Annotated in this window: 27 protein-coding genes; 13 read left to right on the top strand and 14 right to left on the bottom strand. The window is 35.9% G+C overall.

Annotated elements, in window-relative coordinates:
- Positions 1–60 precede the first annotated feature (60 nt).
- A complete protein-coding gene (locus FACI_RS08965; protein WP_009887873.1) occupies positions 61–375 on the bottom strand; it encodes a hypothetical protein in 315 nt (104 codons plus the stop codon).
- A gap of 116 nt (positions 376–491) precedes the next feature.
- On the opposite strand from FACI_RS08965, the gene FACI_RS08960 reads away from it, so the two are divergent.
- Positions 492–1481 (top strand): GHMP family kinase ATP-binding protein, encoded by a 990-nt coding sequence (locus FACI_RS08960; protein ID WP_009887872.1) that lies wholly within the window; start codon positions 492–494, stop codon positions 1479–1481.
- A 75-nt stretch (positions 1482–1556) separates the two neighbouring features.
- Here FACI_RS08960 and FACI_RS08955 read toward each other — a convergent pair whose 3' ends face one another.
- Positions 1557–2939, bottom strand: a complete 1383-nt coding sequence (locus tag FACI_RS08955; protein ID WP_009887871.1) for an RNA-guided endonuclease InsQ/TnpB family protein — start codon at positions 2937–2939, stop codon at positions 1557–1559.
- 124 nt (positions 2940–3063) lie between these two features.
- On the opposite strand from FACI_RS08955, the gene FACI_RS10495 reads away from it, so the two are divergent.
- Complete coding sequence (locus tag FACI_RS10495) at positions 3064–3270, top strand: antitoxin VapB family protein (RefSeq protein ID WP_084593863.1); 207 nt, start codon at positions 3064–3066, stop codon at positions 3268–3270.
- A gap of 159 nt (positions 3271–3429) precedes the next feature.
- Here the strand turns inward: FACI_RS10495 and FACI_RS08945 are convergent, their stop codons facing one another.
- The 6 genes from FACI_RS08945 to FACI_RS09885 all read right to left on the bottom strand — a co-directional run bounded on the left by FACI_RS08945 (position 3430) and on the right by FACI_RS09885 (position 9262).
- The gene (locus FACI_RS08945) at positions 3430–4248 is read right to left on the bottom strand and encodes an isoaspartyl peptidase/L-asparaginase (protein WP_009887867.1); all 819 of its coding nucleotides are present in this window, start codon (positions 4246–4248) and stop codon (positions 3430–3432) included.
- A gap of 120 nt (positions 4249–4368) precedes the next feature.
- Positions 4369–4929 (bottom strand): DJ-1/PfpI family protein, encoded by a 561-nt coding sequence (locus FACI_RS08940; RefSeq protein WP_009887866.1) that lies wholly within the window; start codon positions 4927–4929, stop codon positions 4369–4371.
- A gap of 125 nt (positions 4930–5054) precedes the next feature.
- Positions 5055–6059, bottom strand: a complete 1005-nt coding sequence (locus FACI_RS08935) for an NAD(P)/FAD-dependent oxidoreductase (protein ID WP_019841786.1) — start codon at positions 6057–6059, stop codon at positions 5055–5057.
- Positions 6060–6325: 266 nt separating this feature from the next.
- Entirely contained in the window at positions 6326–6490 is a 165-nt protein-coding gene (locus FACI_RS10340) for a hypothetical protein (RefSeq protein ID WP_155951103.1), read from the bottom strand.
- An 81-nt stretch (positions 6491–6571) separates the two neighbouring features.
- Entirely contained in the window at positions 6572–8110 is a 1539-nt protein-coding gene (locus tag FACI_RS08930) for a tetratricopeptide repeat protein (protein WP_048074082.1), read from the bottom strand.
- A gap of 567 nt (positions 8111–8677) precedes the next feature.
- Positions 8678–9262: a winged helix-turn-helix domain-containing protein gene (locus FACI_RS09885; protein ID WP_009887861.1), complete on the bottom strand. Its 585-nt coding sequence runs from the start codon at positions 9260–9262 to the stop codon at positions 8678–8680.
- Between the two features lie 50 nt (positions 9263–9312).
- Here FACI_RS09885 and FACI_RS08920 point away from each other — a divergent pair, with 50 nt between their 5' ends.
- Entirely contained in the window at positions 9313–10527 is a 1215-nt protein-coding gene (locus FACI_RS08920) for an MFS transporter (protein ID WP_009887860.1), read from the top strand.
- 60 nt (positions 10528–10587) lie between these two features.
- On the opposite strand, the gene FACI_RS08915 is transcribed toward FACI_RS08920, so the two are convergent.
- A complete protein-coding gene (locus FACI_RS08915; RefSeq protein WP_009887859.1) occupies positions 10588–10998 on the bottom strand; it encodes a hypothetical protein in 411 nt (136 codons plus the stop codon).
- Positions 10999–11295: 297 nt separating this feature from the next.
- On the opposite strand from FACI_RS08915, the gene FACI_RS08910 reads away from it, so the two are divergent.
- The 5 genes from FACI_RS08910 (at position 11296) to FACI_RS08890 (ending at position 17172) form a co-directional block, all read left to right on the top strand.
- Positions 11296–12810 carry a MutS-related protein gene (locus FACI_RS08910; protein ID WP_009887857.1) on the top strand — a complete coding sequence of 505 codons (1515 nt, stop codon included), beginning with the start codon at positions 11296–11298 and terminating at the stop codon, positions 12808–12810.
- Positions 12807–14297: a MutS-related protein gene (locus tag FACI_RS08905; RefSeq protein ID WP_009887856.1), complete on the top strand. Its 1491-nt coding sequence runs from the start codon at positions 12807–12809 to the stop codon at positions 14295–14297. The genes FACI_RS08910 and FACI_RS08905 overlap by 4 nt, the downstream gene beginning before the upstream one ends.
- 368 nt (positions 14298–14665) lie before the next feature.
- Positions 14666–15259: a nucleotidyltransferase family protein gene (locus FACI_RS08900; RefSeq protein ID WP_009887854.1), complete on the top strand. Its 594-nt coding sequence runs from the start codon at positions 14666–14668 to the stop codon at positions 15257–15259.
- A gap of 24 nt (positions 15260–15283) precedes the next feature.
- The gene (locus FACI_RS09880) at positions 15284–16021 is read left to right on the top strand and encodes a carbon-nitrogen hydrolase family protein (RefSeq protein ID WP_019841781.1); all 738 of its coding nucleotides are present in this window, start codon (positions 15284–15286) and stop codon (positions 16019–16021) included.
- Between the two features lie 56 nt (positions 16022–16077).
- Positions 16078–17172, top strand: a complete 1095-nt coding sequence (locus tag FACI_RS08890; protein WP_009887850.1) for a mevalonate 3,5-bisphosphate decarboxylase — start codon at positions 16078–16080, stop codon at positions 17170–17172.
- A gap of 1 nt (position 17173) precedes the next feature.
- Here FACI_RS08890 and FACI_RS08885 read toward each other — a convergent pair whose 3' ends face one another.
- Positions 17174–18871: an Hsp70 family protein gene (locus FACI_RS08885; protein ID WP_009887848.1), complete on the bottom strand. Its 1698-nt coding sequence runs from the start codon at positions 18869–18871 to the stop codon at positions 17174–17176.
- Positions 18872–18995: 124 nt separating this feature from the next.
- Between FACI_RS08885 and FACI_RS08880 the strand changes: the two genes are divergently transcribed.
- On the top strand, positions 18996–20276 hold the full coding sequence (locus FACI_RS08880; protein WP_009887847.1) for a hypothetical protein: 1281 nt from the start codon (positions 18996–18998) through the stop codon (positions 20274–20276).
- Here the strand turns inward: FACI_RS08880 and FACI_RS08875 are convergent.
- Both FACI_RS08875 and FACI_RS08870 read right to left on the bottom strand, forming a co-directional pair.
- On the bottom strand, positions 20273–20731 hold the full coding sequence (locus tag FACI_RS08875) for a D-glycero-alpha-D-manno-heptose-1,7-bisphosphate 7-phosphatase (protein WP_009887846.1): 459 nt from the start codon (positions 20729–20731) through the stop codon (positions 20273–20275). The genes FACI_RS08880 and FACI_RS08875 overlap by 4 nt on opposite strands.
- Before the next feature lie 152 nt (positions 20732–20883).
- Positions 20884–21684: a class I SAM-dependent methyltransferase gene (locus FACI_RS08870; protein ID WP_009887845.1), complete on the bottom strand. Its 801-nt coding sequence runs from the start codon at positions 21682–21684 to the stop codon at positions 20884–20886.
- A 185-nt stretch (positions 21685–21869) separates the two neighbouring features.
- Here FACI_RS08870 and moaC point away from each other — a divergent pair, with 185 nt between their 5' ends.
- Genes moaC through FACI_RS08855 form a run of 3 tightly spaced genes read left to right on the top strand, consistent with a single transcriptional unit; the run spans position 21870 to position 23691 of the window.
- Positions 21870–22310, top strand: coding sequence for a cyclic pyranopterin monophosphate synthase MoaC (gene moaC, locus FACI_RS08865; protein ID WP_009887844.1), 441 nt, complete (start codon positions 21870–21872; stop codon positions 22308–22310).
- Positions 22294–22764, top strand: coding sequence for a MogA/MoaB family molybdenum cofactor biosynthesis protein (locus FACI_RS08860; RefSeq protein ID WP_009887843.1), 471 nt, complete (start codon positions 22294–22296; stop codon positions 22762–22764). The genes moaC and FACI_RS08860 overlap by 17 nt, the downstream gene beginning before the upstream one ends.
- A 30-nt stretch (positions 22765–22794) precedes the next feature.
- On the top strand, positions 22795–23691 hold the full coding sequence (locus FACI_RS08855; protein ID WP_009887842.1) for a dipeptidase: 897 nt from the start codon (positions 22795–22797) through the stop codon (positions 23689–23691).
- 2 nt (positions 23692–23693) lie between these two features.
- Here the strand turns inward: FACI_RS08855 and FACI_RS08850 are convergent, their stop codons facing one another.
- Complete coding sequence (locus FACI_RS08850) at positions 23694–24563, bottom strand: 3-hydroxyacyl-CoA dehydrogenase NAD-binding domain-containing protein (protein WP_009887840.1); 870 nt, start codon at positions 24561–24563, stop codon at positions 23694–23696.
- A gap of 64 nt (positions 24564–24627) precedes the next feature.
- Positions 24628–25050 (bottom strand): CBS domain-containing protein, encoded by a 423-nt coding sequence (locus FACI_RS08845; protein ID WP_009887838.1) that lies wholly within the window; start codon positions 25048–25050, stop codon positions 24628–24630.
- A 266-nt stretch (positions 25051–25316) separates the two neighbouring features.
- Between FACI_RS08845 and FACI_RS08840 the strand changes: the two genes are divergently transcribed.
- Positions 25317–26516, top strand: a complete 1200-nt coding sequence (locus tag FACI_RS08840; RefSeq protein ID WP_009887836.1) for a M20 family metallo-hydrolase — start codon at positions 25317–25319, stop codon at positions 26514–26516.
- Positions 26517–26557 lie beyond the last annotated feature (41 nt).

The following is a 26557-nucleotide window of genomic DNA, read 5'->3' as shown; positions in this document are numbered from 1 at the left end:
GAAAATAATACTGGAATTCCCTTGGTATTAAAACAGATGTGCGGGCAATAATTTCTGGAATTATACCGGATTATGCTTTACTCTTTCAACAACAAGGTATTTTTCTTTTTTTATAAGAATGTTTTCCCGGGCAAGCAGGTCAAATATGTGCTCATCCATAGCTATTTCAATATCATCATTGATAAAATAATACATTTTAGGCTCATTGCAATGCCTTTTTACCTTTATAGAAATATCATGTATTGTCTCACAGAACCCGCCATCACATGATACAGTCTCCTCGTTATCCCTCATTACCAGAATTTTTTTGCTCAGGATATCTTTCAGATTTTCCTGAATTTGTATTTTGCCCGAATTTATATTGAAATCTATCATTATTTGCACCAGTATTTTTAATTTTGTACCGTATACACAATGTACATATTTAACTTTGTATGTCAACTATAATGGCAATATCAATATTTTAATAGGACGTGTTCATATATAATTATATGATAACGGTTTACAGCCCTTTGAGAATCAGTTTTGCAGGAGGAGGCACAGATATTAGCCCATTTTACGAAAGGTACGGTGGTGCAGTCCTGAACACTACAATAGATCGGGGAATTATGATACGTTATGAGGATGATGGTAGCTCGCTTGAGGTTTCATCCAGAGATTTCCTGAGAACTGCGCTTATTTCAACAAATAACAGAACTATGGAAAACAAAATTATTGACATGTTCATGGAAAACGGCATAAACACCGGCAGGGTAATAATGAATAGTGATGTCCCTCCAGGTTCAGGGCTTGGCTCCAGTTCTGCACTCATAAATGGAATATTAAAAATGATAAATGCAATAAAAAAAAGGAATGTAGACCCCTATGAACTGGCAAAAGAATCATATCTTACTGAAAAGGATAAATTTAACATTATACTGGGCAAACAGGATCCATATGCAATCTCTATTGGTGGTTTAAAGTATATGGAATTTCGAGAAAACGTTGATAGTACACAGAAATTTGACCTGTCGGATCCATTCGTGAAAGATCTCCAGAGTTCCATATTGCTGGTTTATACAGGCAATACGCGGGAAAGTTCCAGAAGCCTTCAGGATCAGGTAACTAAATCTGAACATGGTGATGAGCAAACAATGGAAAATTTGAATAAAATCAAACACCTTGCACTGGAAATGAGTAAAGCCATTAGCGCGCATAATAGAAATGAGGTATGCAATATAATTAATGAGGGGTGGAATATTAAAAAATCTCTTGGAGCAAATGTAACAAACCAGCGCATAGATGAAATAATAAGCTATGCAAAGGAAAATGGGGCAAAATCAGCCAAATTGCTTGGCGGAGGTTCTGAAGGTTTTATTCTTTTAATTGGAGAAAAGAATGGCATAGATTCACTTCAGAGGAAAATGATGTTAAAATCTGATTTTGTAATCCGCGTCCGTTTTGACAACTGCGGAACGAGGGTAATAAATAACTATATTTAGCCAGGCTAGGAGAAAGAAGAAGATGGAAAAATGAAATATATGCCCGTATAATATGTATGGTAAAAGTGAACTACCTCATGCTAAAGCATAGAGGCTTCCTGCTTCATTGACCATGCTTAACTTCACATAGGGGCTTATATTAAGCCCTTCAAAGCCAGAGGCAATAATCTCCACAGGCGTTAGTTCCCTACGCTCCATAGGTACATTTAAATTTATATTATATTTCTTAAAATAATTATTTAATTTTTTATTTTTAATTTTTAATAATTCATTTAATTTTATTGTTCCATAATAAATCATATTCAATGAAGAATTATAATCCCTATCAATTATAAAACCACAGTTATGGCATTGATATATTCTTTCATCTAATTTTATATCATATTTATTATGGCATTTAGAGCATTCCTTTGTGGTAGGAATAAAACGATCTATAAGTATAAGTGTTGATGCCTTATGTTTAAGTGCATCTATTATTCCACCTATGCCTGTAGACTCTATCCTTTTGCCAAAGAGATACTTCCATCCTCTTATATTGTCATTCTGTGTTACTACTATATCATAATTGGATGTTAGATAATGGGTTATTTTGTTAATAGTATCTTTTCTTTTGTTCATTGTCTTATTCTGTTCTTTGTTTAATTTGTTTTTATTTTTATAATAATTCCTGGATTGCCCTCTGCTTAGTTTTTTAGTTCCTTCTGCATATTTAGCTTTCCTTGACAATGACCTTTGCAATCTTATTTCTTTTCTGGATTTTGGTATATTATAGTTTAATATTGATCCATTAGAGCATGTCAACTGGTTCTTTATTCCTAAGTCAAATGATATTATTTTTTGATTATTGACAGGTTTTTCTAAAATGTATTTATTTTTGTATGCTGTTATGTTGATATAATAATTACTGTTTTTATTGATTAACAATGCACTTGCCGGTTCATAATAGCATTCTAAGTTATCCAGGCCATTTACTTTTAACAACTGCTTTATATTCTGTATTTTAATATAATTATTGTTTATTATTTTATATGTTATAGTATATTGATTCAATGGTATTGATGTTATAAATGATTTAAATTTCAATTTTCCTATCTTAAGTCCCTTTTCTTTTAATTTATGGAGGCCTCTTATATTGTCCATTGCCCTGTTAATAATTTCCTCCTTCATCTGTGATGATAAATATTTTAATTTCCTTGTTTCATAATGGTCTATTACATACACCTGTACATTCTTTATTTTAGGATCTATATTAAAAATATCATTGTTGAATTCTTTGTTTATAACATAATTATATAGCCATTTAGCTTCTAAAAAGATTGTGTTTAATGCCTTTATAGTATTATTATTTAATTTATCATTGTCTATTTTTAGTTTAAGTATTATTACATCCTGCGTTTTTCTTCTTTCTTTTGTTATTCTTAACGAATTTTTAATTTTGTTCCTCTTTTCTTCTATCATACTTCCTTCTATTAATTTTATTATATCAATTTAATATATAAATTATTTCCATTTATTTCTTTATTTCCAGAAATTCATCCACATCTTAAACTCAGTGTCTTTCTTTCTGGTAGAATGATTTGTAATTTCTATTACCCATGATATTTATGCAGAATTAAAAGCATTGAATGGAGATAAATCCTTTCCAGCCATTTTAGAAGAACTCCTGAACAATCAAAAGGGGAATCCACAAATACTGGATAATTGTATTGGAATTTTAAGCGAGGAAGAAGCAAACACAATTGAAAATGATACCAGTAATAACAGAAAGAGATCAATGAATAGAAATTGAGATAATTAAAGATTTTATCAATTTTAAGTATATAATTGCATCACCATACGTTTAAGGTTGAGTAAAGGATATTCCACCAATTGAAATATGGTATAATAAAAAATATCCCCGCTTCCAGTAGTTGCTGAAACAGTAGGATAATACCTTATTGCAGGTATGTCATAATTCTCTTTCTGCATGTGCCATATCCGTATTGGCATATACAGAATATTCATTATCGCTGATTGCTATGATTCCCACAGAAACTTTAAATTTATCTATTTCTTTTTTAACTATTTCGTTCAGGTCATCTGTTCCAATTTGCTGGTATATTCTGAAGGATAATAGGTCCTTTGCTATGTCCTCACCTATGCCGGTAGCCACAACAGCACCTTTTTCGCCCTGGTATATGCCTGCACCGATAACCGGAGAATCGCCCACCCTTCCCCTTAACATGGGAAAAGCTCCACCTGTCGAAACTGCAGCAGCAAATTTATCATCAATCCTTGCCACAGCCCCAACTGTATCACTGGAACTTTTAACCATAAACTTAAATTTTTCAGGAAGTGTATTGTTTTTAATAGAAGCTTTAAGTTTATCCATCATCTCCCTGCTTTTCTCTGTTTCAGGGTTATAATATTCATATCCAAGCTTGCGTGCGAACTCAACAGCTCCTTCCCCGGCGAGCATTATATGTGGGCTTTTCTCCATTACATCCCTTGCAACCATAACCGGGTGTTTCACATTTTCTATGCACATAACAGAGCCGAAGCCCGAATCCGACATTACTGCGGCATCCATCTGTATGGAACCATCAATCCTCGGCACAGAACCGGTTCCTGCATTGAATGTGGGATCATCCTCCATCATTACAACAGATTTTACTGCTAAATCCAGGGAAGAACCATTCACATCCAGATTATCCAGTATATTTTGAAGCTTTTCATTGAGCGTTGAGGGGCTATTAGCACCACCGTGGATAACTATCTGATTTTTCATTATAATACATTTCAATTCACATTATAAATTTAGTTACATGGAAACAACACTGATTTGTAGAATTTATAGGAAAATATGGATAATAATTACAAAGGTATAATACAAAAAGATGTGTGCTAATTATTTTATATCTCTTTCATGCAATAATTTTATAAACTCCCTCATCCATTGTGGGTGATCAGGCCATGCCCTTGAAGAGATTAGATTCCCATCAACTACCACGGCAGCATCTACGAACGTCCCGCCTGCTATTGTTACGTCTGGAGCAAGTGCAGGATATGCGGCCGTTTTTCTCCCATGCAAAACACCTGCTGCAGCTAATCCCAATGGTGCATGGCAAAGTTCAGCAACCGGTGCATTCTTTTCAAAGAAATATTGTACAATTCTGATAAAATCTTTATCATTCCTTATATATTCAGGTGCCCTCCCGCCAGGTATTATAAGTGCATCATATTGGGATGGGTCAACATCCTTAAACGCAATGTCTGCCTGAACCTTATAACCTAACTTTTCAGTATATGTATCAAAACCATCTTCAAAATCATGTACAACCAGCTGGATTTTCTTCTTTTCCGGTGCAGCCAGATCCACATCGAATCCTTCTTCCTTCATTCTTTGCAATGGGTACATAACTTCCAGTGATTCACCTGCGTCCCCTGTTAGAATTAATATTTTTGCCATAAAAAATTATGTTTTCAGTGTATATTATTTTTTGTATTTCATGATTTTATGTTAGCCTGCGGATGTGTGCGGTTATCACTTCACTTAACTATACAAAAATTGGAACTGGCATGAAATGTTAGCACTCAGGATTTTAACCTGGCAAGTTTATTTAAGGATTTGTCTGTTTTCCCATTGACATATTTTTTTATCAGGTTAACCATGAAACTTTTCCTGTATCCATTTTTCTTAACAAATATGTAATTATTGTCTATATTTAATATATTTCCGTTATTTTCATATTTAAATTCTATATCATTCCCCATAGCATTTTTCATGGCTACAACCGCCGATTTTCTTCCAGTGAATGCCGTTGCGGGAAATGATTTCCCATCTATGGCCATTGAATCGCCACAGGCAAATACGTCATCATATGATAGTGATCGCATTTTGCTGTTAACGAGAATCTTTGAATTTTTAGTTTTTATTGGCAAATCTGAAATTATTGAATTGCCATAAATTCCACCTGCATATATTGTTAAATCTGATGTTATTTCTTCGTTATCTGTGATTACAGATTTCCCTGTCACTTCCATAACCTTTGTACCTTTCGTTATATTTACATTCCTTGCCAGCAACATATTATTAACATACTCTGAAGCTTCAGGAGATGAATGGTTCAGCAACCTGTCATGCGGGTCTATTATTGTAACTTTTTTTCCATTTATCAGTGATGCAATCTCGACACCAAGGTATCCACCGCCTATGATTGTAACGTTTTTTGAAGTTTGCAATCTTTTACGTATATTAACGGCGTCATCTATAGTTTCAAGTTTGGCTATGTTGGTTGAACCTTTGATATTGTTAACGTTATAGCTGTGCCCGAGTGCAATTATTAACTTTGAATATTCGTGCTTTCCATTATCAGTAACAATTTCCCTGTTTTCAAAATTTATATCCTTAACATTTTCTTTCAGATCAATATTTCTCGGCTTGTATGCATAGGAATTCTCCATACCGCCTATTATAGTGATTAATCTTGTTGATATTGTAATATGGTCATCCCTATCAATTAACATGGCATCGGGATTTGTAAGTTTAGCATAAATTCCGGACAATCCTCCACCGAGAATATATATTTGTTTAGCCATGCGGTTGAATCCTTTTATCATATTATAAACATACCATATATGCCATTAACAAAAACATATAACGCAGGATTATTATATTTAAGCGGGTCATTATAAAATATATGGCGCCGGATTAAAGGAAACTGAAAAATACTGTTAGAAGTACATAGGTTAGTCTTTCACGTTCTGGCCGATATTACTCTGAGAACTTGAAAAGTTTGTACATTTCAAAAATATGGTATATAATTAAAAATGCCAGGATATTTCCTGAAACTGAACTTCTGTATTCAGTCTCCGTTTCCGTGTTTTGTGTAATGGTCCATAACATCTCTGCTTTCTGGTTTAAAGGCATCCAGGTACTGACCCAGAACGTTGTTTACAAATTTGGAAACATCACTATGGCTATCCGCTATATTCTTATATATTTCATCTCTTACAAATATTTCAGGCATTATATGTGAATCAATACCATGGTATATATAATTTGTGAATATTGAATACGTCAATTGGCGAATATTATAATGTCGTTTATTTCATAATTTCTCATTTTTATACCTGTTAATGAAATTATTGATTTCTACATCTGTGAATTTAAGTTTAAACAACAGTAAATATCGTATTTTCTCAGCTGAACCGATTTGTTCTAAAATATCACGTCCTTTATCGTAGTCGTCTATTCCAAGAATACATCCCTTGCAGGCAATACATATATCCTGCAATTCGCCTTCTGCCCGTTCTATTAAGGCATCAATAAATTTTATTGCCTGTATTTTCCACCCTTTTTCAAGATAAGTTTCTATTACCTCAAGTGGAAATGAACCAAGAAACTCATCGCCGATTCCATTTTCCATGGCTAATATGGCGTATTCATTAGCACGGTCATACTGATTGAGCATAGAGTATAAACTCCATAAAGACATTGAAATCCACGGGTCAATGTATAACTCTTCAAAATTTTCCAGTATCCTGAGGGATTCGTCAGAATTTCCTGTTAACGCCAGTTCAAGTGCATATTCAACTTTATACAGAATTGAATCCTTATTCTGGCCATATAACAGTTTAATGATAATTAATGCATCCTTATGGTCTCCACCCCTGGAAAGTGCATAGAACTTGTTATACAAAAACCCGTCATTATCAGGATACCTCGCTATTAACTCATCTACATTCTTCAGTACTGCTGCATACTGTTCAGTTTCGTTAAGGAATGTAATATACTGCAAATTGGTAAATTCACTTTTGTTTAACTTAATTGAATTTTTATAGACTTTCCCTGCATCCTGTATTCTATTTTCGAGGATAAATATGTGTGCAAGATTATGGGCGAAATTCATATTTCCCGGATTGATTTTATAAAATTTCTCAGCAATTTTTACAGCATCTTCACGGTTTCCCGACTCATATAAGCAGTTAGTAAGTTGTACTATATACCCCTCATAATGGGTATTTACATATGCGTCCGAAAGTGCCTTGATGTAATCCTCAATGCCACCATCAACCCTCGCTATGGAAACAAGCATGTTATTGGCCTTGATGTTATCTTTTTCAATGTTTATAGCCTTTTTAGCTGATTCATGTGCAGCATCAAAATTTTTCATTTCCATATGTAGCTCCGAGAGGACAGCATAGGATTCCGCATCCTGTGGATCAACTTTCAACGCACTGTAATATACATCAAATGCGTCATTTATTAGACCTATATTCTGCAATGCGATTAATTTATTTTCATAAGCTTGCATATAATTTCTGTCATGCTCAAGTGCTTCATCGGCTTTACCAACTGCGTCAAAGTTCTTCCCTAGATTTATTAAACATCTGCTTTCCAGGGAATAAACAGAAGCTTTGTCCGGGACAAGTTTTTCCATAACATGCAATTCCTTCAATGCGCCTTCATAGTCCCTTCGCTCAATTAAAAGATTTACCTTAATATAATGATATTCGTAATTTAAAGGGTCAAGTGCTAAGGCCATATCTATTCTCTTTTTTGCATCTGAATAATCATAATTTTCCATTAAACCAATGGCTTTTTCCATATTTTTAGATGCAGCTGGTTGAATAGATTTATTAGGCATACCGAAACTATACGAATAATATATATTATTTTTTGTGTCATTACATATTGTATTATACGTCCAGGCAGCCATTTTAATATTGCGTTTTTGTAACCGCCATACATTCGATGCATAAACTTCAATTATATAAATCCGTGCTATCAAAACTATGCTGAATGTTAGCTTGATTTGCCTGTTATACGGAGGACTAGTAACGTTATACGCATCTGCCTTATATTGCAAAGAAATGTAGTATTTTTCATTATACTATGCACAGGATGCCTGTGTTAAGCTGAATGTGTAGAATACTATGTAAACTACACATCAAAGCAGTGAGCTTGCACTTCCAGATTTACTGGCATGGCAACCCCCTGCGGGAACGGAGCGCAATAGGCAGGTTGACTGCAGGGAACAACCCTTACCAGTCCTTTCAAATGATAACATTGCCCTCGCAAGTCGGGCAACCTAAGACACAATCCATGTGAGTCGGAAGGTTTTTATTATAAAATTAATAACAGAATAGTATGTAATCGTGTCTCAATTCCTTCATAAAACAAATGTGCTTCCCTGCCACTTGATCGTGAACATTTATTTCTTCCGGTTCAATGTATCCGGAAAAAGTGATGGAAGCATTAGAAATAGAAACATTCCCTCATTTCCTGAATCATCCACCGATTTTTTAAGCTCGTTTTTTACAGCAATTGAAAGTTTTTCAAAAACTGAATTTGAACATGTTCCATAGGAAAAAACTGTATATTTTTCATGTTTTCTCATATTTTGAATTTCTTTCTGCGTCATAGCCTCAATAGACTTTCCTATAATTTCCAGGTTCAAGGATTGTGCCATAAAGAATGAACTCAAAATTTCCCTGTACTCGTTATCCGGGAGCCCTGTAATTTCATCATCTATATTTTCATCATGAAAAGCAAAATAATCCTCATTCAAACTGTAATATTTTTCAACGTAATTCTTTTTTGGCCTGATTTCCGGTTCATTTACTATTCCACTGGAGACAAGATTCGAAACTACCTGATACAGGTTGGAACGGGTTGTCTTTATGTATTTTGACATCCCTGTAACCGTCATTTTATTGTTGTTAACCAGCAATGTAATGATTTTCATTTTAGTGGGGTTCCGAAAAGCTTCCAGTATCTCCCGGTATTTTTCATCCATCTGGATAAATCTATATATAAGATATAAATATACGTATAAGCACTAATTATATGTTAACATCAGACTTATACAGGCATAACAGGAATGCCTATGCCAGATACCTTATTTCAAGGAATATAGCGAGATTCTCCAACACAGCATATTATATATATTTCATGTGGGAAATAATTGCAAACTACCATTCTGTATTGCTTGTAAGCCTTATTCCCGGGTTTTCATTTCTCGGTTATCTTATTATAGCTATTCCGGAGGGAAGCATAATTGACAGGTACGACAGGCACCTGATTTATATTGGCATAAATATATTGATGGTTTTAACTTACTCTATCCTCTTCTTCGGGCGTAGCCTGTTTATTATATATGCAGTAGATTTTCTGTCCTCAACATTTATGTGGGTTGTCTCCGATGATTTCAGGGCATTGACCAAGGAGATCATGCCAGCTGACCATATGGCAAAAGCCCAGTCTGCAGACCAGTTAAGTTCAGGAATATTCACCCTTGCAGGGATAATTCTCGGTGGTGCCTTCATTTTTATGAGATATTCAACGGTGTATGTTGCCCTGATAGGCATCTCTATTTTCGCCCTTGCAATTATTTTTGTTCCCCGAACTATAAAAGTTTCCCACAGGAGCATCGTTAAGAATGGATTCAGGAGTACTGTAAAGATAATGAAAAATATACTTCCATTTCTTTTGCTTACCTTGCTATTAAATGGCATGTTTGTTGCTATAGACGTGTTTGCCTCCGGGCTCATAAACATAATAATGCATGCATCATCCATCTATTACACATTTTTTATAGCTGGCTTCCCTGCGGGTATGCTTGCAGGCGGGCTTATTTCCATGCATGGTTTTTACCGTCCATATCAGAGAAATAAACGAATGATGGCATTTTACATATTTATGACGGGTGTCATATTTATCCTGATATCTTTTAACAGGCTCCCGGTGATGGATGGAATACTGACATTTCTTTCCGGGGTTATACTGGCATTTATCAATGTTTATATTGAGACTATGATAATAAATTCCATACCGAGCAGCATTACCGGGAAATTTAACGCACTTACCGCAATGTTTTCTGTAAGTTCGTCTCCTGTAATGGCATTCGTATTTGGAGAGCTTTCAAGATTTCTTTATTTTCCCTACATAATCACCGTAGTTGGTGTAATAATGCTACTTTCATCTTTTACCGTAATAAAAATAATGGAAGGTTTCAACTCTGCCATGGAGAAAATAGAAAAGGAAAATCCGGAACTGTTTTAGTTCAACCGTGACATATAAAATATCATATCTATTAACAAGTATAAAAGCCCTATTAGTATTTTACCTGGATATCCCTGTCTTCATTATTGCCCGTTGGAAATTAACAAGGTGCTTAAGTTCCCTATCGGGCATTACAGTCATATACTCTCCGGAGAATGTGACTTCTGTATCCCATTTGGCATGAAATCCAGTTACAATAAAAGTTATTTCCCTGATATTGGTATCTTCCGGAACGTCTGAATATACACCTACCATTCCATCCTTATCAAGCAATGTATAGCTGCTAAATGTGGCCGTGTATACAGTATCTCCGGCCTTATAATTCACAGTTTTTGATTTTCTGGCATTTGTTATCAAAATATTTATAATATCAGGGGAAAGAATTTTAATGCTGCCCCTGGGAAAATCTTCGCCTATTTTATCATAATTTTTCTTTGCTTCGTTCTCAAAAGAATCCATTTCATTAGACATACATTCAAAATTTGAAAGTGCATATAAACCTATGTATTATCTCATTGAAATGGATTATTCTTATCTAATAATTTCGGGATTTTCGGATAACACAAAGGATTGTTTCTTCATATTATAAACAAAAACCTTTCTCTTACTGAATCACCCGTAGAATTCAATTGCCTTTGCAGCTTATAATTATAAATTAACATTAGGAAATGTTAAATCCTAAGTATCAATCAATATAATGAATGGATGGAGTTCCATTGATTGCAATCGTGCTAATGACTCCTGTTTGCTATAAAAGGAGATGAGTTAATGGAGTTTAAAAGCATAACATTCAGTAGTTCCATAAATCTGCAGGAGCTGGACAGGAATAATACAATATTTGACGATTTTTCTTTGAGAAATATTTTTTCAGGATTCATGGGAAATACCCGGAATGATGAACTGGAAAGGCTCCTCTACATGCCATTGAGGAACATTGATGACATTTTCTACAGGCAGGAAATCTTTAAAGACCTGGAAAATCCAGAGATATACAGGATTATTACACAATTTGCTGGCACAGGGTCACAGATATTTTATAATATCAAAAGGTTAAAAGATCTTTATGACCTGCAGCGTGAACGGTGGTTACTGGACTCCGTTTATATGTATTCCCGATCAATTGAAAATATGTTAGACAATATGCGAAAAGCAGGAGCAAAATCAAGAGGATTCACCGGGTTCATAAACTATCTGGATGCTTATGTTGCCTCGGATGAATTTAAATCACTTAAAAATGACGCAGAACAACTTGAGGAGGAACTATCATCAATAAGATATCTCATAAATATCAAAGGCGTGAAAATAACTGTAAGGGAGGACCGGGATTCGAAAGATTATGCATCTGAGGTTAAAGAGGCATTTTCAAGGTTCCTGGATGAGGATGAAACAATCCCGGGATATGATTCTACTCCGGGTTTTGGCCATGTAGAAGCTGCTGTAGTGGAACTGGTGGCAAAATTCTATCCAGAGCAATTCAATAGATTAAAGGACTTTTATAAAAGAAGGTTAAATTTCATGGATCCTGTAATTTCCAGATTTCTTCATGAAATCTTTTTTTATTTGAAGTATTTACAGTATATAACTCCACTTGAGGAATCCGGATTGCAGTTCTGCATACCGGAGATTAAAGGTGAAACGGATAGAATATATTGCCTGGAATTTTTTGATCTTGCACTTGCTGCCAAACTTAATGAACGCAAGCAAATTCCTGTTACTAACAATATTATTGTAAATAGAAATTCATCCGTGATTATAGTTACCGGGCCAAATAATGGTGGTAAAACAACATTTGCCAGGTCATTCGGGCAGTTACATTATCTTGCCCTGCTGGGATGTCCGGTTCCCGGGAAAGAGGCAACTATACTTCATGTTGATAATATATTTTCACATTTTGAAATATCTGAAAATCCAGAAAATAATATGGGCAGGCTTGAAGAGGAACTGGAAAGATTACATGGCATACTTGAAAAGGCAACGGAAAGGAGCCTCATTATTATTAATGAAATGTTGAGTTCAACCACGCTTAAGGATGGAATTGAAATAGGCAGGAATATAATAGATAAAATAAAGAAAATGAAATCTATTTGCATGTATGTCACCTTTATTCATGAATTGTCTGATTTGCCCGGAGTGGTTAGCTACGTAAGCCAGGTTGACAGGAAATACCCTGAGAAAAGGACATATAAGGTTCTTCCAATGAAATCTAACGGTATGGCATATGCAATGGCACTTGCGAGGAAATATAACCTTACATATGAAATATTGAAAGGGAGGATATCATGATAAAAACATATTTGCTTGACAGTGATGGAGTTGACAGATATAAAGAGGATTTGCCATGGAATAGCGATTCACTAATAGGCGACCTCGGGTTAAATCCAATATTAAATGCAATGTCTTCCGGCGATCAATTTCTCCTGAAAAATTCAACCACGTTCATTCTCAATAGCCTGAATTCCATAGAAAATATAAAGTACAGGCAACAGGTAATGCAGGATTTTATAGAACACCGTGATTACGCAGATAAAATATATAACATCACCGTTTCATTCATAACAGAGGCACAGAAGCAATTTTTCTGGTTCAGCGATAACGCTTCACTGTCCATGCAGATATCTATAGGAATAATAAAACTGTTTTCAGAAAAGATTGCTGAGATCAGGGAAATAATAGGCAATATGATTGGGGAAGCAAAATCTACGGGATTAAAGAAATTTTACAGTACTGTATCTGATACATTTGGCCCGGAGTATATGGCAACAATACTGGAGAATCTTGAAAGGCTGCAGTTTAAAGACGGCATAACAATGAGCGTATCTCTGGGAATGGGCAACGAAGGGAAAGATTACATACTCCATAAACCGGATACGGGAAAAAAGAATATCAAACAGATCGTTGGTGATAAAATCGGGCAGCATTATACATATACACTTCCAGAGCGGGATATTAGCGGTGGAGAAGAAATAACAGATATAAGGAACAGGGGTGTGAAAAAAACGGCAATGGTTTTGAAAAGGTCTGCCCAGAATTGCATGGAATTTTTTAAAGAGTTAAGGTGTGAAATTGGGTTCTATATATCATCAATTAACCTTCTGGAACATTTAAAATCCAGATCCGGCCAATACTGTTTTCCTGAACCTCAGGAAACAGAAAGCACTGCACTTGAATTTTCAGGATTGTACGATCTGGGGCTCATGCTTACTACGAATTCTAAAATTGTTCCTAACAACCTGGATGGAGATGGAAAGAATTTATTTGTAATAACAGGAACCAATCGTGGAGGAAAATCAACCTTTTTGAGGAGTATAGGGCAGGCACAGTTGATGATGCAGGCAGGAATGTTTGTTGCAGCTGAAAGCTATTCTGGAAGCGTGGTTTCCGGTATATTTACACATTTCAAGCATGAAGAGGACAAAACAATGGAAAGGGGAAAATTTGATGATGAATTGTCAACAATGAATCTTATTGCCGATCACATTAGAAGAAATAGTTTGATACTGTTTAATGAGTCATTTTCATCGACCAACACACGTGAAGGTGCAGAAGTGGCAATGGGAATTACAAAGGCTTTGCTGGAAAGTGGAATAAAAATATTCTTTGTGTCACATCTCTTTGAATTTGCTTCGGCAATGATGGAGCAGAATAACGAGAGTTCAGTATTCTTAATAGCGGAACGGGCGGATAACGGTGAACATACATATAGAATAGTTGATGGAAGCCCGTCAATAACAGGTTATGGAATGGATTTATACAGGAAAATATTTGGATAATGTTTTGCTAAACTTATTATAATTTATAAAATGATTTAATGCAATCACAGGTATATTGTTTTATCATCTTATAATTTGATAGTGCATAGAAAATTGATTCAATATAGCCAGCAGGTTTCTTTATATAACTGCCCAAAGGACGGATTGATATATAGCAGGTAAATTTTTCTTATATTCCGATATCCAGTGTCATGGAAATAGAATACTTTCTTTCTATCGTATTCTGTACCAGGTGATTCCATGCTCTTTACCTGTTAATTTAAGACACTGCATTATTTCCTGGTAATGCTATTCTGGTTAATACTGCGGAATAATTTATATTAAATTCACCCGAAACAATTATCTTTACATTATTATATACACACGATATGGATAAAATTACAGCTATTGTTCTGGCTTCCGGCAAAGCCCTGAGATTCAAATCAAATAAACTTCTATATGAAGTAAACTCTAAACCAATTATATATTATGTAATAGATAATGTTGCAATGTCTAATTTCCAGCAGCGCATAATAGTATTGAGGAGCCCTGAAATATCAGATTATTCAAAGCAATTAGGGTTGAAGGTTGTGTGGAATAAAGATTTCGAAAATGGCATGTCAGCTTCAATTGTACATGGAATTGAAAATGTTTCTCCTGAAATTGATGCAGCCATGATTATCCCTGGAGATATGCCACTCCTGGATAATGACACATTGAATGGATTAATAGAGCATTTTAAATCCTCAAGTAAGGGGATATCTGGATTTGAATATAATGGGACTATAATCAGCCCTGTAATATTTGCCAGAAAGTATTTCAGTGAACTTACAGGACTCAGTGGAGACAAAGGTGCGAAATCAATTATTATGAAACACTACGATGATTTTTCTGGCATGATAATTTCTGGAGACCTGCTTATAGATATAGATACAATGGATGACGCTTTAAAATTTAAAAACTTAATAAAACATAAAAATTAAAATAATGTACGGCAATAGAAAAACATGAAAATAGCTATCAGGGCTTTGCAATTACGTAGAATGCCGTTGGAATCAGCAATGCAGTATATTTCTTCTTTAAATTTTCCGGAAAATGAAATCATTGTTTTCCCTGAGAAATTTATAACAACAAAGGTAGACGTGAATTCATTTAGCAGGCTCCTGAATTCTATTAAAATAAAAAATATGATTATACTTGGCAGCCTTTCATATGTTGACCGGTTTGTATATAACAGGTCTTTCCTGATCCAGAACAGAGAGATAATAGGCTGGCAGGATAAAATAAATTTATATAAGGCAGAAAGCACAAAATATACCTCAGGCAACCAGTTAAAACTGTTTAATATTGGTGGACTTAAAATTGGCATACTGGTATGCTACGATCTGGATTTCCCCGATTATGCACGAATACTTTTCAGGAAGCATTGCGATGTTATTTTTAATCCTTCCCTGATTAGAAGAGATTTCCACAGTGAATGGCATCTATATGTTAAAACAAGGGCACTTGAAAACAGGATACCAATTATTTCTGTAAATTCAATTTCAGATGATTTTCAGGGCGACTCAATCGTGGTGGCACCGGAAGAAGGAGTAGGTGGTGTTAGAATAAATGCCGTCACATCAAAAAGTGATGATATTGTATATCAATTCGATACATCAGATTATTCAAAAGCAAGAGAGCAGAGGTTGCGTGAAGAAAACCTCAATATACAGAAGGTTAACTTCCTTGAAAATAAAAAATAAGTTAAAAGTATTGCATATTTATGTTAGGTTTTTATTTTATGCTATTATAACCTTATATGGATTTTAAATTTGAGGGAGAAAATATAAAACACAAACTGGTAGATATGGACCTGTACAAGGAACTGATAAATTACGATACTGAGCTGGAACCAGGAAAGGTTTCAACCGGTCACAGTTATCCTATTAAGGCCTTCGAGAAATTTCTGGGTTATTACGATGATTACTACAAAATTGCAAATAATCCCTCAACATCATTCAACACAGATTTCTCATTTGTCTACAGTGCCTGCATGTACACTAAAAAAGAAAACTCTGATATGGCTATTCTTGATGGAAAACCTGCAACAGGATACGTTGATAGGTATGAAAAACCACTTGAAATATTCAGAAAAAATACCGGCATAAGGGGTAGCTTTATATTTTACATTAAAAGATATAGAAAATACAGTGAAGCTAAAGGCTTGAGCGAATCATCCGCTGTGGCTTCCGCTGTCGCCAGGAGTTTGATAAAAAATGTTTTTGGTGAAATGGGCGCTAAGGATGATAGCTTTGTATCCAGGTATGCAAGGCTGGTATCCGGATCCGGTACAAGGGCAGCAATTAATGGGCCATCCATATGGCTATCTTATCCAGGGATGCAGGAACAGAATTCATTCGCTGTAAAGATTCCAGCTGATGTTGATAAAATAAACTATGCCATATTTCCTAAAAATATAGATTACAGGACCTCTAATGCACATATAGAAGCTGTAAAATCTATATTTTATAATTCCTGGTTAAATGAGAAATATAACAAATTAAATGAAATCATTGATGAAGATTTTAACATTGAACTGATGATGAACCGTGCAATGGAGGATATGTTTGCCCTTAATGCTGTACTTCTATCAAGGGGAAATGTTATCCAGACAGCCGAAAGCATCATTTTATTGAAGAATTTTATAGAATTTTCAAAAAAACATGAAGGAATTTACATAACAGGTGATACAGGCCCGTCATTAATGGTTATGTCCGGAGATAAAACGCTTTTAAACCAGTTCCTTGACACTGTAGATGATCCAAAAATAGTAGGTTCCCACCACCCCAAAGACCATAAAAAAAGGGAAAATGAATTCCGTAAAGAATCAGAAGAGTATTTTCGATCAATATAAATCAATTTTTCAATGAATATTCTTTATCCGTTTTTGTTAATAACTGGGATAGAAGTTTAATATTATTATTTTTAATAGCTCTGCTTACCATTAATATATCTGTATTGATATTATAGTATTTTGTTTCAGTTGAAAGTTGCTTATTTGCTATGCCTTTTAATTCGTGCAGAAGCTGCTCTGATCTGTTCATAATTTCTGCCATCTTCTTCCGCTCTGAATCTACTTTAAAATATTTCTTTACCGCTTCCTTCATTTCTTTTATTTCTTCCTGGCTGTGCTGCATAGTCTCACTTATCTTAATCTCTTTTATTGCCGCGGTATCATTGTCCCTGGCGGAGACTGTCAGTATGCCATTTTTATCAACACTGTATGTCACATCAATAGCAACTTCCCCCCTGGGTGCCGGTTTTATGCCTGAAAGTGTAAAATGCCCTAGCACAATATTATCTGTGCCAAGTGGCCGTTCGCCCTGGACTACCTTTACCTCTATTTCGCTCTGGTAGTCCCTTATCGTGGTAAAGGGTCTTGTTGCTTTACAGGGCACCGGCGTATTTGCAGGTATCATGGTAACTACAATATCGTTGCGTGTGACACTGCCCAGTGATATGGGCACAACATCACTAACCTTAATTTTAGATATCTCACCGGTACCCATATGGATAAATCCTGAGGCAAGTATTGCTGCCCCTGTAGACACAGCTGTGTCAAACTTCCCCTGTTTTACCGCCCTGGTGGAAAGATAGTTTTCAATGGAATGAAATAAAAAAGGAATTTTAGTAGGGCCTCCTGTAATTATAACTGTGTCCAGTTCATTTCTCTTTATGCCTGAATTCAATATGGCTGTATCTATGCATCTGTAAATTTCAGGTAACATGTCAGATACTATGCTATCAAGCTGTTTTGAATCCATAGTGTATTTAATTTTTGTACTCCCTAACAGTGAATCCCCTGTTTCATGATTTGAGAGGTAAATTTTCAATTTTTCTGCGTCTTTTCTAAGGTCTGGAGGATATGGGGATATACCATTAATCCGGAGAAAAGATTTCATCATTTCCTCTATACGCCTATCCATATCGGTACCACCGAGTCCCGTGTTTCCGGATGTTGCAATAACCCTGAAATCCTTCCCCTGTGCCCTTACAATGCTCACATCTGTTGTTCCTGAACCCATATCAAAAACCAGTATATTTTTTGCCTCTGCCTTTGATGCACGATTCCAGTAAGATATTGCTACTGCAGCAGGTTCGCTGACAAATTGTTTTACCTTTATTCCGGCTATTGCTGCGGCTTCACGGGTGGCGTTCCTCTGATTATTGTTGAAATAAGCCGGTACAGCTATTACAGCATCTTTTACCCTGTCATGCATATATTCTTCAGCAATGTTTTTGACCCTTGCAAGAATAATTGCACTCAGTTCTACGGGTGAATGGAATTTTTCCCCTGTACGATACAGGTACTCGCTTCCCATTCTTGTTTTAAAACCAGAAACGTTTCCACCTGGGTATTTCTTGAGCATCCTGTCGGCATCGGCTCCTGTAAACATTATATCTGACCCGCCAAATGTTATAGAACTTTTCAGGGAACTTCCAGTTTTCTTACCGGATAGTGGAATTGCAATGGTTTTATATTCTCCGCCGGTAACTAGGGCTACAGCTGCTGATGTATTGCTGGTGCCAAGATCAATTCCAATGGAAAACATTTAAAACACCTTTATATTATACATAAATAGAGATTAATAATATATGCTTTTATAAAGATTGTTGTATGACAGATGGATGACAAAATTTAAGTACAATTACATATTATAAGTATTGTGCATTTAAATGGCATGGTATGAAGTAATTAACGGTTCTGCAGATTCCGTGTATAATAAGAAGCTTTATAGTATTATGGGGCAGAAATTTGGCCTATTCTATTTTAATAAAGAAAATCGTATTCATATATTTTTAAACACAAACACCAGATATTCATTTATAAAACAATCTGTTGAGCTTGACCCTATTGATGCCATGCCTGTGATGAATCATTATTTTGTGTCTGAAAGCAGGAAGGAAAAAGATTATTATGATACGGGGGTTGAATTTACCAACATAAAGGATGTGATTGAAAAACTTGCTGATGGGCAGGGTATGATGTTCTGGTTTCTGTATTACAATAGGAAACCGGATAAAGACCAGTATGTTCTCCAGGAGGATAAATACCTTGTGAAGATAATCTTCATGCAACGAAATGACAAATATATGAAAAAAAGGCCAGATGAAGATTTAAACAATGTTATCCTTGGAAAGATTCAGGATTGCATCAGGGCTGACATTAACTGGAAAGAGATAAAGGGGAAAAAATATAGCCTGTATTCCGGGAATTTTAGGAAACCCCTTCTTGTTGGAAACAAAAAAATACTCTACACCTATAAGGCAAAAATTGAAGATTTCCTGGAACTGGATTACAGCTTGAAAGAGCCCAAACTCGCGGCACCACAGCAGACAGCACAGGAATTTATAGATTTTCAGCGTGATGAATCACCTACAGGAATGATACTGGATACAAAGACAGAAACAATTAATGCTATAGCAGGTGGAGAAAAAACAACACTGATTACAGGACCTGCTGGTGACGGCAAAATTGGCCTGGCTGCAAAAATAATGTCAAGTGCAGAAAAAACCGGCCGGGAAATAGCAATACTGAATACCGGAAAGTTCGACCCGTTCAAAAGTATAATAAACGGAAACTCTAGCTTCAGCATTAAAAGATTTGATATCAGCCAGGAATATTACGATCAGAGGATTGTAGATTCAGCTGCTGATGCGGCTGCCCTTGCCTCTAAACTGTGGGCTGCAATAGTCACTGGAACCGAATCACTTCGCAATCCATTGATAGTAATTAACTCGGCTAATGATATTGTACCACTATCGCCCGGGGGGTCACCGGCTTATGAAAATGAACTATGGGGCAGTTTTTTCAAGTATTATGATGCCGGAAGCAATGGCATGGGCATAATATTCCTTAAGGATGGGAACCAGGATGCTTTAAGACTTTACACGGATTATATTCTTAAAGCCTCGAATGAAAGTGAAGGCAACGGATTTGAAATTATTAAAAATTAATCGTATCCGTGGACTTTAATAAATTTTATCCCCAGTTTTCTCGCCATCGTACCATCAACACTTGTTCTGTCTCCTATTACAACAGAATTTTTAATATCAATATTATATTTTTTTGCTGCTTCCTCTATCATTCCGGTTCCGGGTTTCCTGCATTTGCATCCCTGATCAGGAAGGTGCGGGCAATAAAAGAACTCTTCTATTTTAACGCCATATTTCATTAATTCCTCTGCCAGTTTATTATTGAACGCTTCCATGTCTTCTACAGTATAATACTCCCTGCCAATACCTGATTGGTTTGTTACTACTATGATAATATAATTTTGATCGTAATATTCTTTTAAAATGGGAATTATATCATCATAAATTTTGAGGTCAGATAATTTATGTGTATATCCAGTATCATAATTCAGGGTACCATCCCTGTCAACAAAAACAGCTTTTCTTTTGCCTGCCATTATCGTGGTATCTATAATGTATTAAAATATTTTCCCAATTTCCTTTATTTTTCAAATAGTGATGGCATAAATTTTAATTTATACGAATAACAATGTTTTAGAATGAAAAAATAAATGTTTAAATGTAAAATTAATTATAAGAGCCGGCCTATTTATGAGGGATTGGCGTATTCGGCGCAGATAAATCCTGTATCCCCGGTCACATTTTGCAAAGCCCTCTTCTCTATATGTGTTTTGAACCCTGCTTCCTGCAGCTTCTTTTCTATATCGGCGTAACTGCCTTCATACAGTATCTGAATTCTTTTAAAAATCTTCAGGCTTTCATTGTCCTCAGCCAGCAGTTTCTTTATGGAGTTTTCTCCATCTATTTTCAATACACCACTGTCAATCCCGTATTTTTCTGCAAGTTCCTTAAGTGATAAATCCTTTTTCCCACCGCAGTAAGTAGCATTAGAAATAGCTATTCTTTTTTCCAGGTCATTTGCCTTAACATTTTTCATCAGTATTTCGTAGAAAGAGTCTTCTGGAACAGATATAACATTTTTAGCCTCGTTTAATGTGAAGTATATCGGTGAATCGCCTACTTTGCTGCCAATATCCAGTACAATTTCGCCAGCAACTTTTAAAAATGCATATTCATCGGCTCCAAATGTACCAAGGAAATTATGATTCTGGTCCATATTGCACATAAATAGCTGCCCTGATTTATACTTGAAATTCATGCATCCTGGAACAATTGAATTTTCGAATGTAAAAAAATCCAAATTCCCGTTGCACAGTCCGTTTTCTACACAGATTGCATACAGATAGGTCTTTTGCCTGTTCCAGAAAGAATCTTTGCCGTTCCTTGCAATTATCTTTATATGCTCCTTCTTTGTGGCAAGATCGAGTTTTACATGCCTGTAATTTACATAGGCTTTTTTATAATCTGCCTTATAATTTGTCTGACTCATCTGGGGAAATAGAATAAATGCTTATAAATTTATATTTGCTTTTGAGGCAACAATTAACGTTTATTTTAAATATCAAGAAAAAACAGATATCACAGATGGTTTTTCCCTTATTGATAACACAAATACCGGCTGAAACCTGTATACAAAATCGATAGGTTGATTTAGAAAAATAGCATATTATCTATATGATTGACATTACCGATAAAAATACAGTTAAGCGTGAAGCTATGGCTACCGGGACAATAAAACTGAATAAAGAAACAATAAAACTTATCCGGGAAAAGCAGGTAAAGAAAGGAGATGTCATAGAGACTGCGAAAATTGCAGGCACCATTGCAGTTAAAAATACGTCCGGAATGATACCCTATTGCCATCCGGTGCCTGTAATGTCCATAGATTTCAATTTTGAGGTTGAAGATTCGAAAATTATTGTCACCTGCAGGGTAAAGGCAATCTACAGGACAGGCGTGGAAATGGAGGCAATAAATGGTGTGCAGGTAGCTCTTCTAACTATATGGGACATGGTTAAATATCTGGAAAAGGATGAAACAGGTAACTACCCGGATACCTCCATTGGCAATGTTACTGTCGTGTATAAAAGAAAAGGTGATGCATATACATCATGAGGATCATGAATACAGTCTCAGGTACAGAATAATCACTGTATCATCAACAAGGACTCCCGATACTGATATTTCTGGGGACAAAATGGAGAGTTATATTGGCAACAAGTCTTCCAGGTCACTGATCAGGGACGATGAGAAGGAAATACTTTCAGAGTTTTTCCTCAATTATAGCGATTCTGATATTTTTATATATATCGGGGGAACAGGAGTTTCCCGGCTTGACAGGACGTCACTGGTACTGAGAAAAATAGCTGATAAAGAAATGCCTGGATTCGGGGAACTATTCAGGCAAAAGTCGGGTGGCGTATTCCCGTACCTGTCCAATGCTTCACTATTCATCTACAGGGAAAAAATAATATTTACACTTCCAGGGTCTGAAGATGCCCAGGAAATAGCATATAGTATAATAAAAGAGATGGTACCGCATCTCTACCATGAAATAACGAAGGAATAATTTTATTAACAATTCGCCAATTGCATTTTTATGAAATTTATAGATTTACACGAGGATATAGCTTATTCTTCCATGTACCGGGATGTTATTCACGGAACAGGTCAATCCGGAGTGGATATGCTGAAGAGATTTCCGGGATCAATTATTTTTTCGGTAGTTTTTCCCCATGTCAATATGCAGTATGGGGAAGAATATGGAACGTCAATACCTAACACAACCCTTGCATACCAGCAATTCAATTATTACAGGGAAATATCTAAAAAATATGGCATTAACCTTATAGAGGGAAATAAGTATGTGGATTCAGAACTAAATTTTCTAATATCCATGGAAGGAACTGATGTTCTAAACAGGCCGCAGGATATAGACATATTTTATTCCATGGGGCTGAGAAACCTTGGATTAACATGGAATTATGATACAAAATTTGCATCATCATGTTACTCTAAGAAGGACTACGGACTTACCGGTTCCGGGGAGGAACTGGTAAAAATATGTAACAGTTCCGGAATAATTATAGATCTAGCACACGCAGGCAAAAGGACAATACTTGATACGTGCAATATTGCGTCAAAACCTATACTGGATTCACATACAAATTTTAAGGTTTTGAAAGACCACCCAAGGAACATAGATGAGGATTCAATTAAAGCCATAGTGGATACAGGCGGTGTTATGGGCATAACGGGAATAAGGCCTTCCCTGCATACACCTGATATAAATGGAATGTTAGAGAGTATTACTTATCTTGGAGATAACTTTGGATGGAAGCATGTGAGCCTCGGCACCGATTTCCTGGGCATACCTGAACCTCCTGATGGCTTCGCTGATGTTAATGCAATAGAAAAATTAAAGGAAATGATAGGACTCCATTCAGAGGATGTGCTTTTCAACAATGCATTCCGTGTTATAAAAGCAAATTTATAAAATTATAAATCGTACCAGCCGCCTTTGCTGTCCATTTTTACCTTTTTGCTTCCCTTATAACCTGCGTACACCATTTCTTTCAGTATGGGTGGTGGCAGTATTCTCATGTCTCCGGTTTCAGAATAAAGGTAATCGCCTATTTCTTTCATGGTATCCAGGCCGATAGTATCCATGAGCTCAAAGGGCCCCATGGGAAAACCAAATCCCAGTTTTACCATTTTATCTATATCCTCTTTCCCGGCAATTCCTTTTTCATACAATCTGAGGGATTCAACAAGCCATGAATGGACAAAATTTGTTGTGAAAAATCCCGGATAATCGTTTACCACTACCGGCTCTTTGCCCATTGACCTTGCCATATCAAGTACCATATTTACTGTATCACCTGATGTGAAACGTGTTTTAACCACCTCAATAAGCTTCATCACCGGTGCCGGATTGAACCAGTGCATTCCTATAAGCCTTGACTTGTCTTTAATATTCATTCCAATTTCAGATATCATAATTCCGGAGGTATTTGATGCTATTACGGACCTTTCAGGTATATTTTTTTCAATGCTTTCCATTACTTTTAATTTCAACGGCATTATTTCCGGCACAGCTTCTATTGCAAATTCCCTGTCGTTTAACATTCCATAGTCTGTGGATACAGATAGATTTTTCATATACTCTGCTTTCTGGCCTTCCGTGATTGTTCCACGGTCAACAAGCCTTGAAAGCCCGAATTTTCCATCTGCAATGCTATTTTTAGCATTTTCCAGTATACGGTCATTTATATCAATTAAAAGTGTATCCATTCCGTTTCTCATAAAAACCTGGGCTATGCCCTGGCCCATTATTCCTGAACCTATTACAGCTACTTTTTTTGCCATAATGCTTTATACATTGAAATGATAAAAACTTTGACAGTTGAACAATTTGTTGGGGGCAGTATTTTTATCTTGTCCCGAACTTTGATGCTATTTCAACCATGTCTTCTACATATTCATTGAAAAACTTAATTATATCCCTGGATGTGATTATCCCTGAAAGCTTATTGTTATCTATGACCAGCAGCCGCCTTATAGCTTTCTTTGCCATCAGGCTTGCAACTTTTTCCATAGGTGTATCGGATGTGACAGAGGTTAGCGGGGCAGTCATAATATCTTTCAGGAGAACTCTGGACGGGTCAGCTTCAAGCGATAAGACTTTGTTAATATAATCCCATTCTGTAACTATTCCCTCAGGGATTTTTCCATCTCCAACAATAATATACCCTTCCCTATTCGCTGCCATATGTTTTGAACCTTCAAGTGCACTGGTATTCCCGTTTATAATCTGGCAATTTTTCCTCATTATGTCCTCTGCATAAAGCACCATATCTGATAATTATGTGTTAATATTTAAAATAGATGTGGAGGACAAAAATCCAAACTGGATTTCTGTAGTAATTAATGATTTCATTCACATATAAAATATAGTTGAATGCTTTTATTCTGTGATTTGCCATTTAATTTTTATGATGTTTCATAAGACCCAGGGTGCAATAATTATTTATAACCATTTATAACAGTATTTATCTCGAAATACAAAAAAAGTTAAGTGTGTAACATATTAATGAATAATAAATTTAGAGGGTAGAGAAAATGGTTAATGAAGATTTTTTAACAATGTTCCACAGGCTTACATCAGTAGGATGGTCTGAGGAAAATGGAGTGAACCGGCTTGCACTTAATGAATATGATATACAGGCCAGGAAAAACCTTGAAGATGAAATGAGGGCAGTAAAAGCAGATATAAAGCAAGATGATGCCGGTTTAATATTTGGAACGCTGGGTTCCGGTAATGACAATACAGCCATAGGTTCACACATGGATTCCGTACCCAATGGGGGAAGGTTTGATGGCTTCTATGGTGTAATGTCCGGCATGCAGCTTTTAAAGGATCTTGGAAGCACATTAAAAAACAGGAAAATTACAGCTATAGATTTTACCAACGAAGAGGGTGCCAGGTTCCAGCCATCACTTTTAGGCTCTGGAATGTCAACAGGCGTATTCACAAAGGAATTCGCCTATTCCCGGAAAGACAGCGATGGAATTACATTTGAAGAGGCCTTGGAGAAGTCTGGATACATGGGAGAAGAACAGAACCGGGTTAAAAACCAGGACATAACACGGTACCTGGAACTGCATATTGAGCAGGGCCCTGTTCTGGAACTGGAAAATTACCAGGTAGGAATACCAAAAGGCATAGTAACAATGGTTGTTGACAATGTATCCTTTACCGGTGAATCTAACCAGGCGGGGCCAACACCCATGAAGGTAAGAAAAGATGCACTGGTAGCCGCATCAAGGTTTACTGTAGCAGTAAGGGACATGGCAAAATCATCAGGAAAGGAATTAACAATGACGGTGGGAAAAATTAATAATTTCCCCAATGCATACAATGTTATACCTGGAAAAGTAACGATGAACCTTGATACCAGGAGCCCGGATAAAAAAACTGCAGAAGAGTATTCAAAAATGGCAAAGGAAATATCAGAAAAAATAGCCTCAGAGGAAGGTGTACCGGTAGATTTCAAAAACCAGTGGACTACGGAAACTACAATCTTCGATGAGGATATGAGAAAGGAAATAATAAAATCCTGCAAATCGCTCAACCTGAAATATAAAGAATTATATAGCTGGCCAGGGCATGACGCACAGTATATGAACAGGGTAGTTCCCACTGCCATGATCTTTATTCCATCACATAATGGAAGGAGCCATACAAGGGAAGAATACTCATCTGATCAGGATTTAATTAATGGATATTCTGTGTTGAAAAGGACTGTTGAAAGCCTGTAGCCAGATAAAATCATAAATTTATATCAATGTGGATAGTCTGG

It is taken from the genome of Ferroplasma acidarmanus Fer1 (genome assembly GCF_000152265.2).
GTDB lineage: Archaea > Thermoplasmatota > Thermoplasmata > Thermoplasmatales > Thermoplasmataceae > Ferroplasma > Ferroplasma acidiphilum.
Note: the sequence above shows the minus strand (reverse complement) of the source record. Positions and strands in the feature narration are given on the sequence as shown.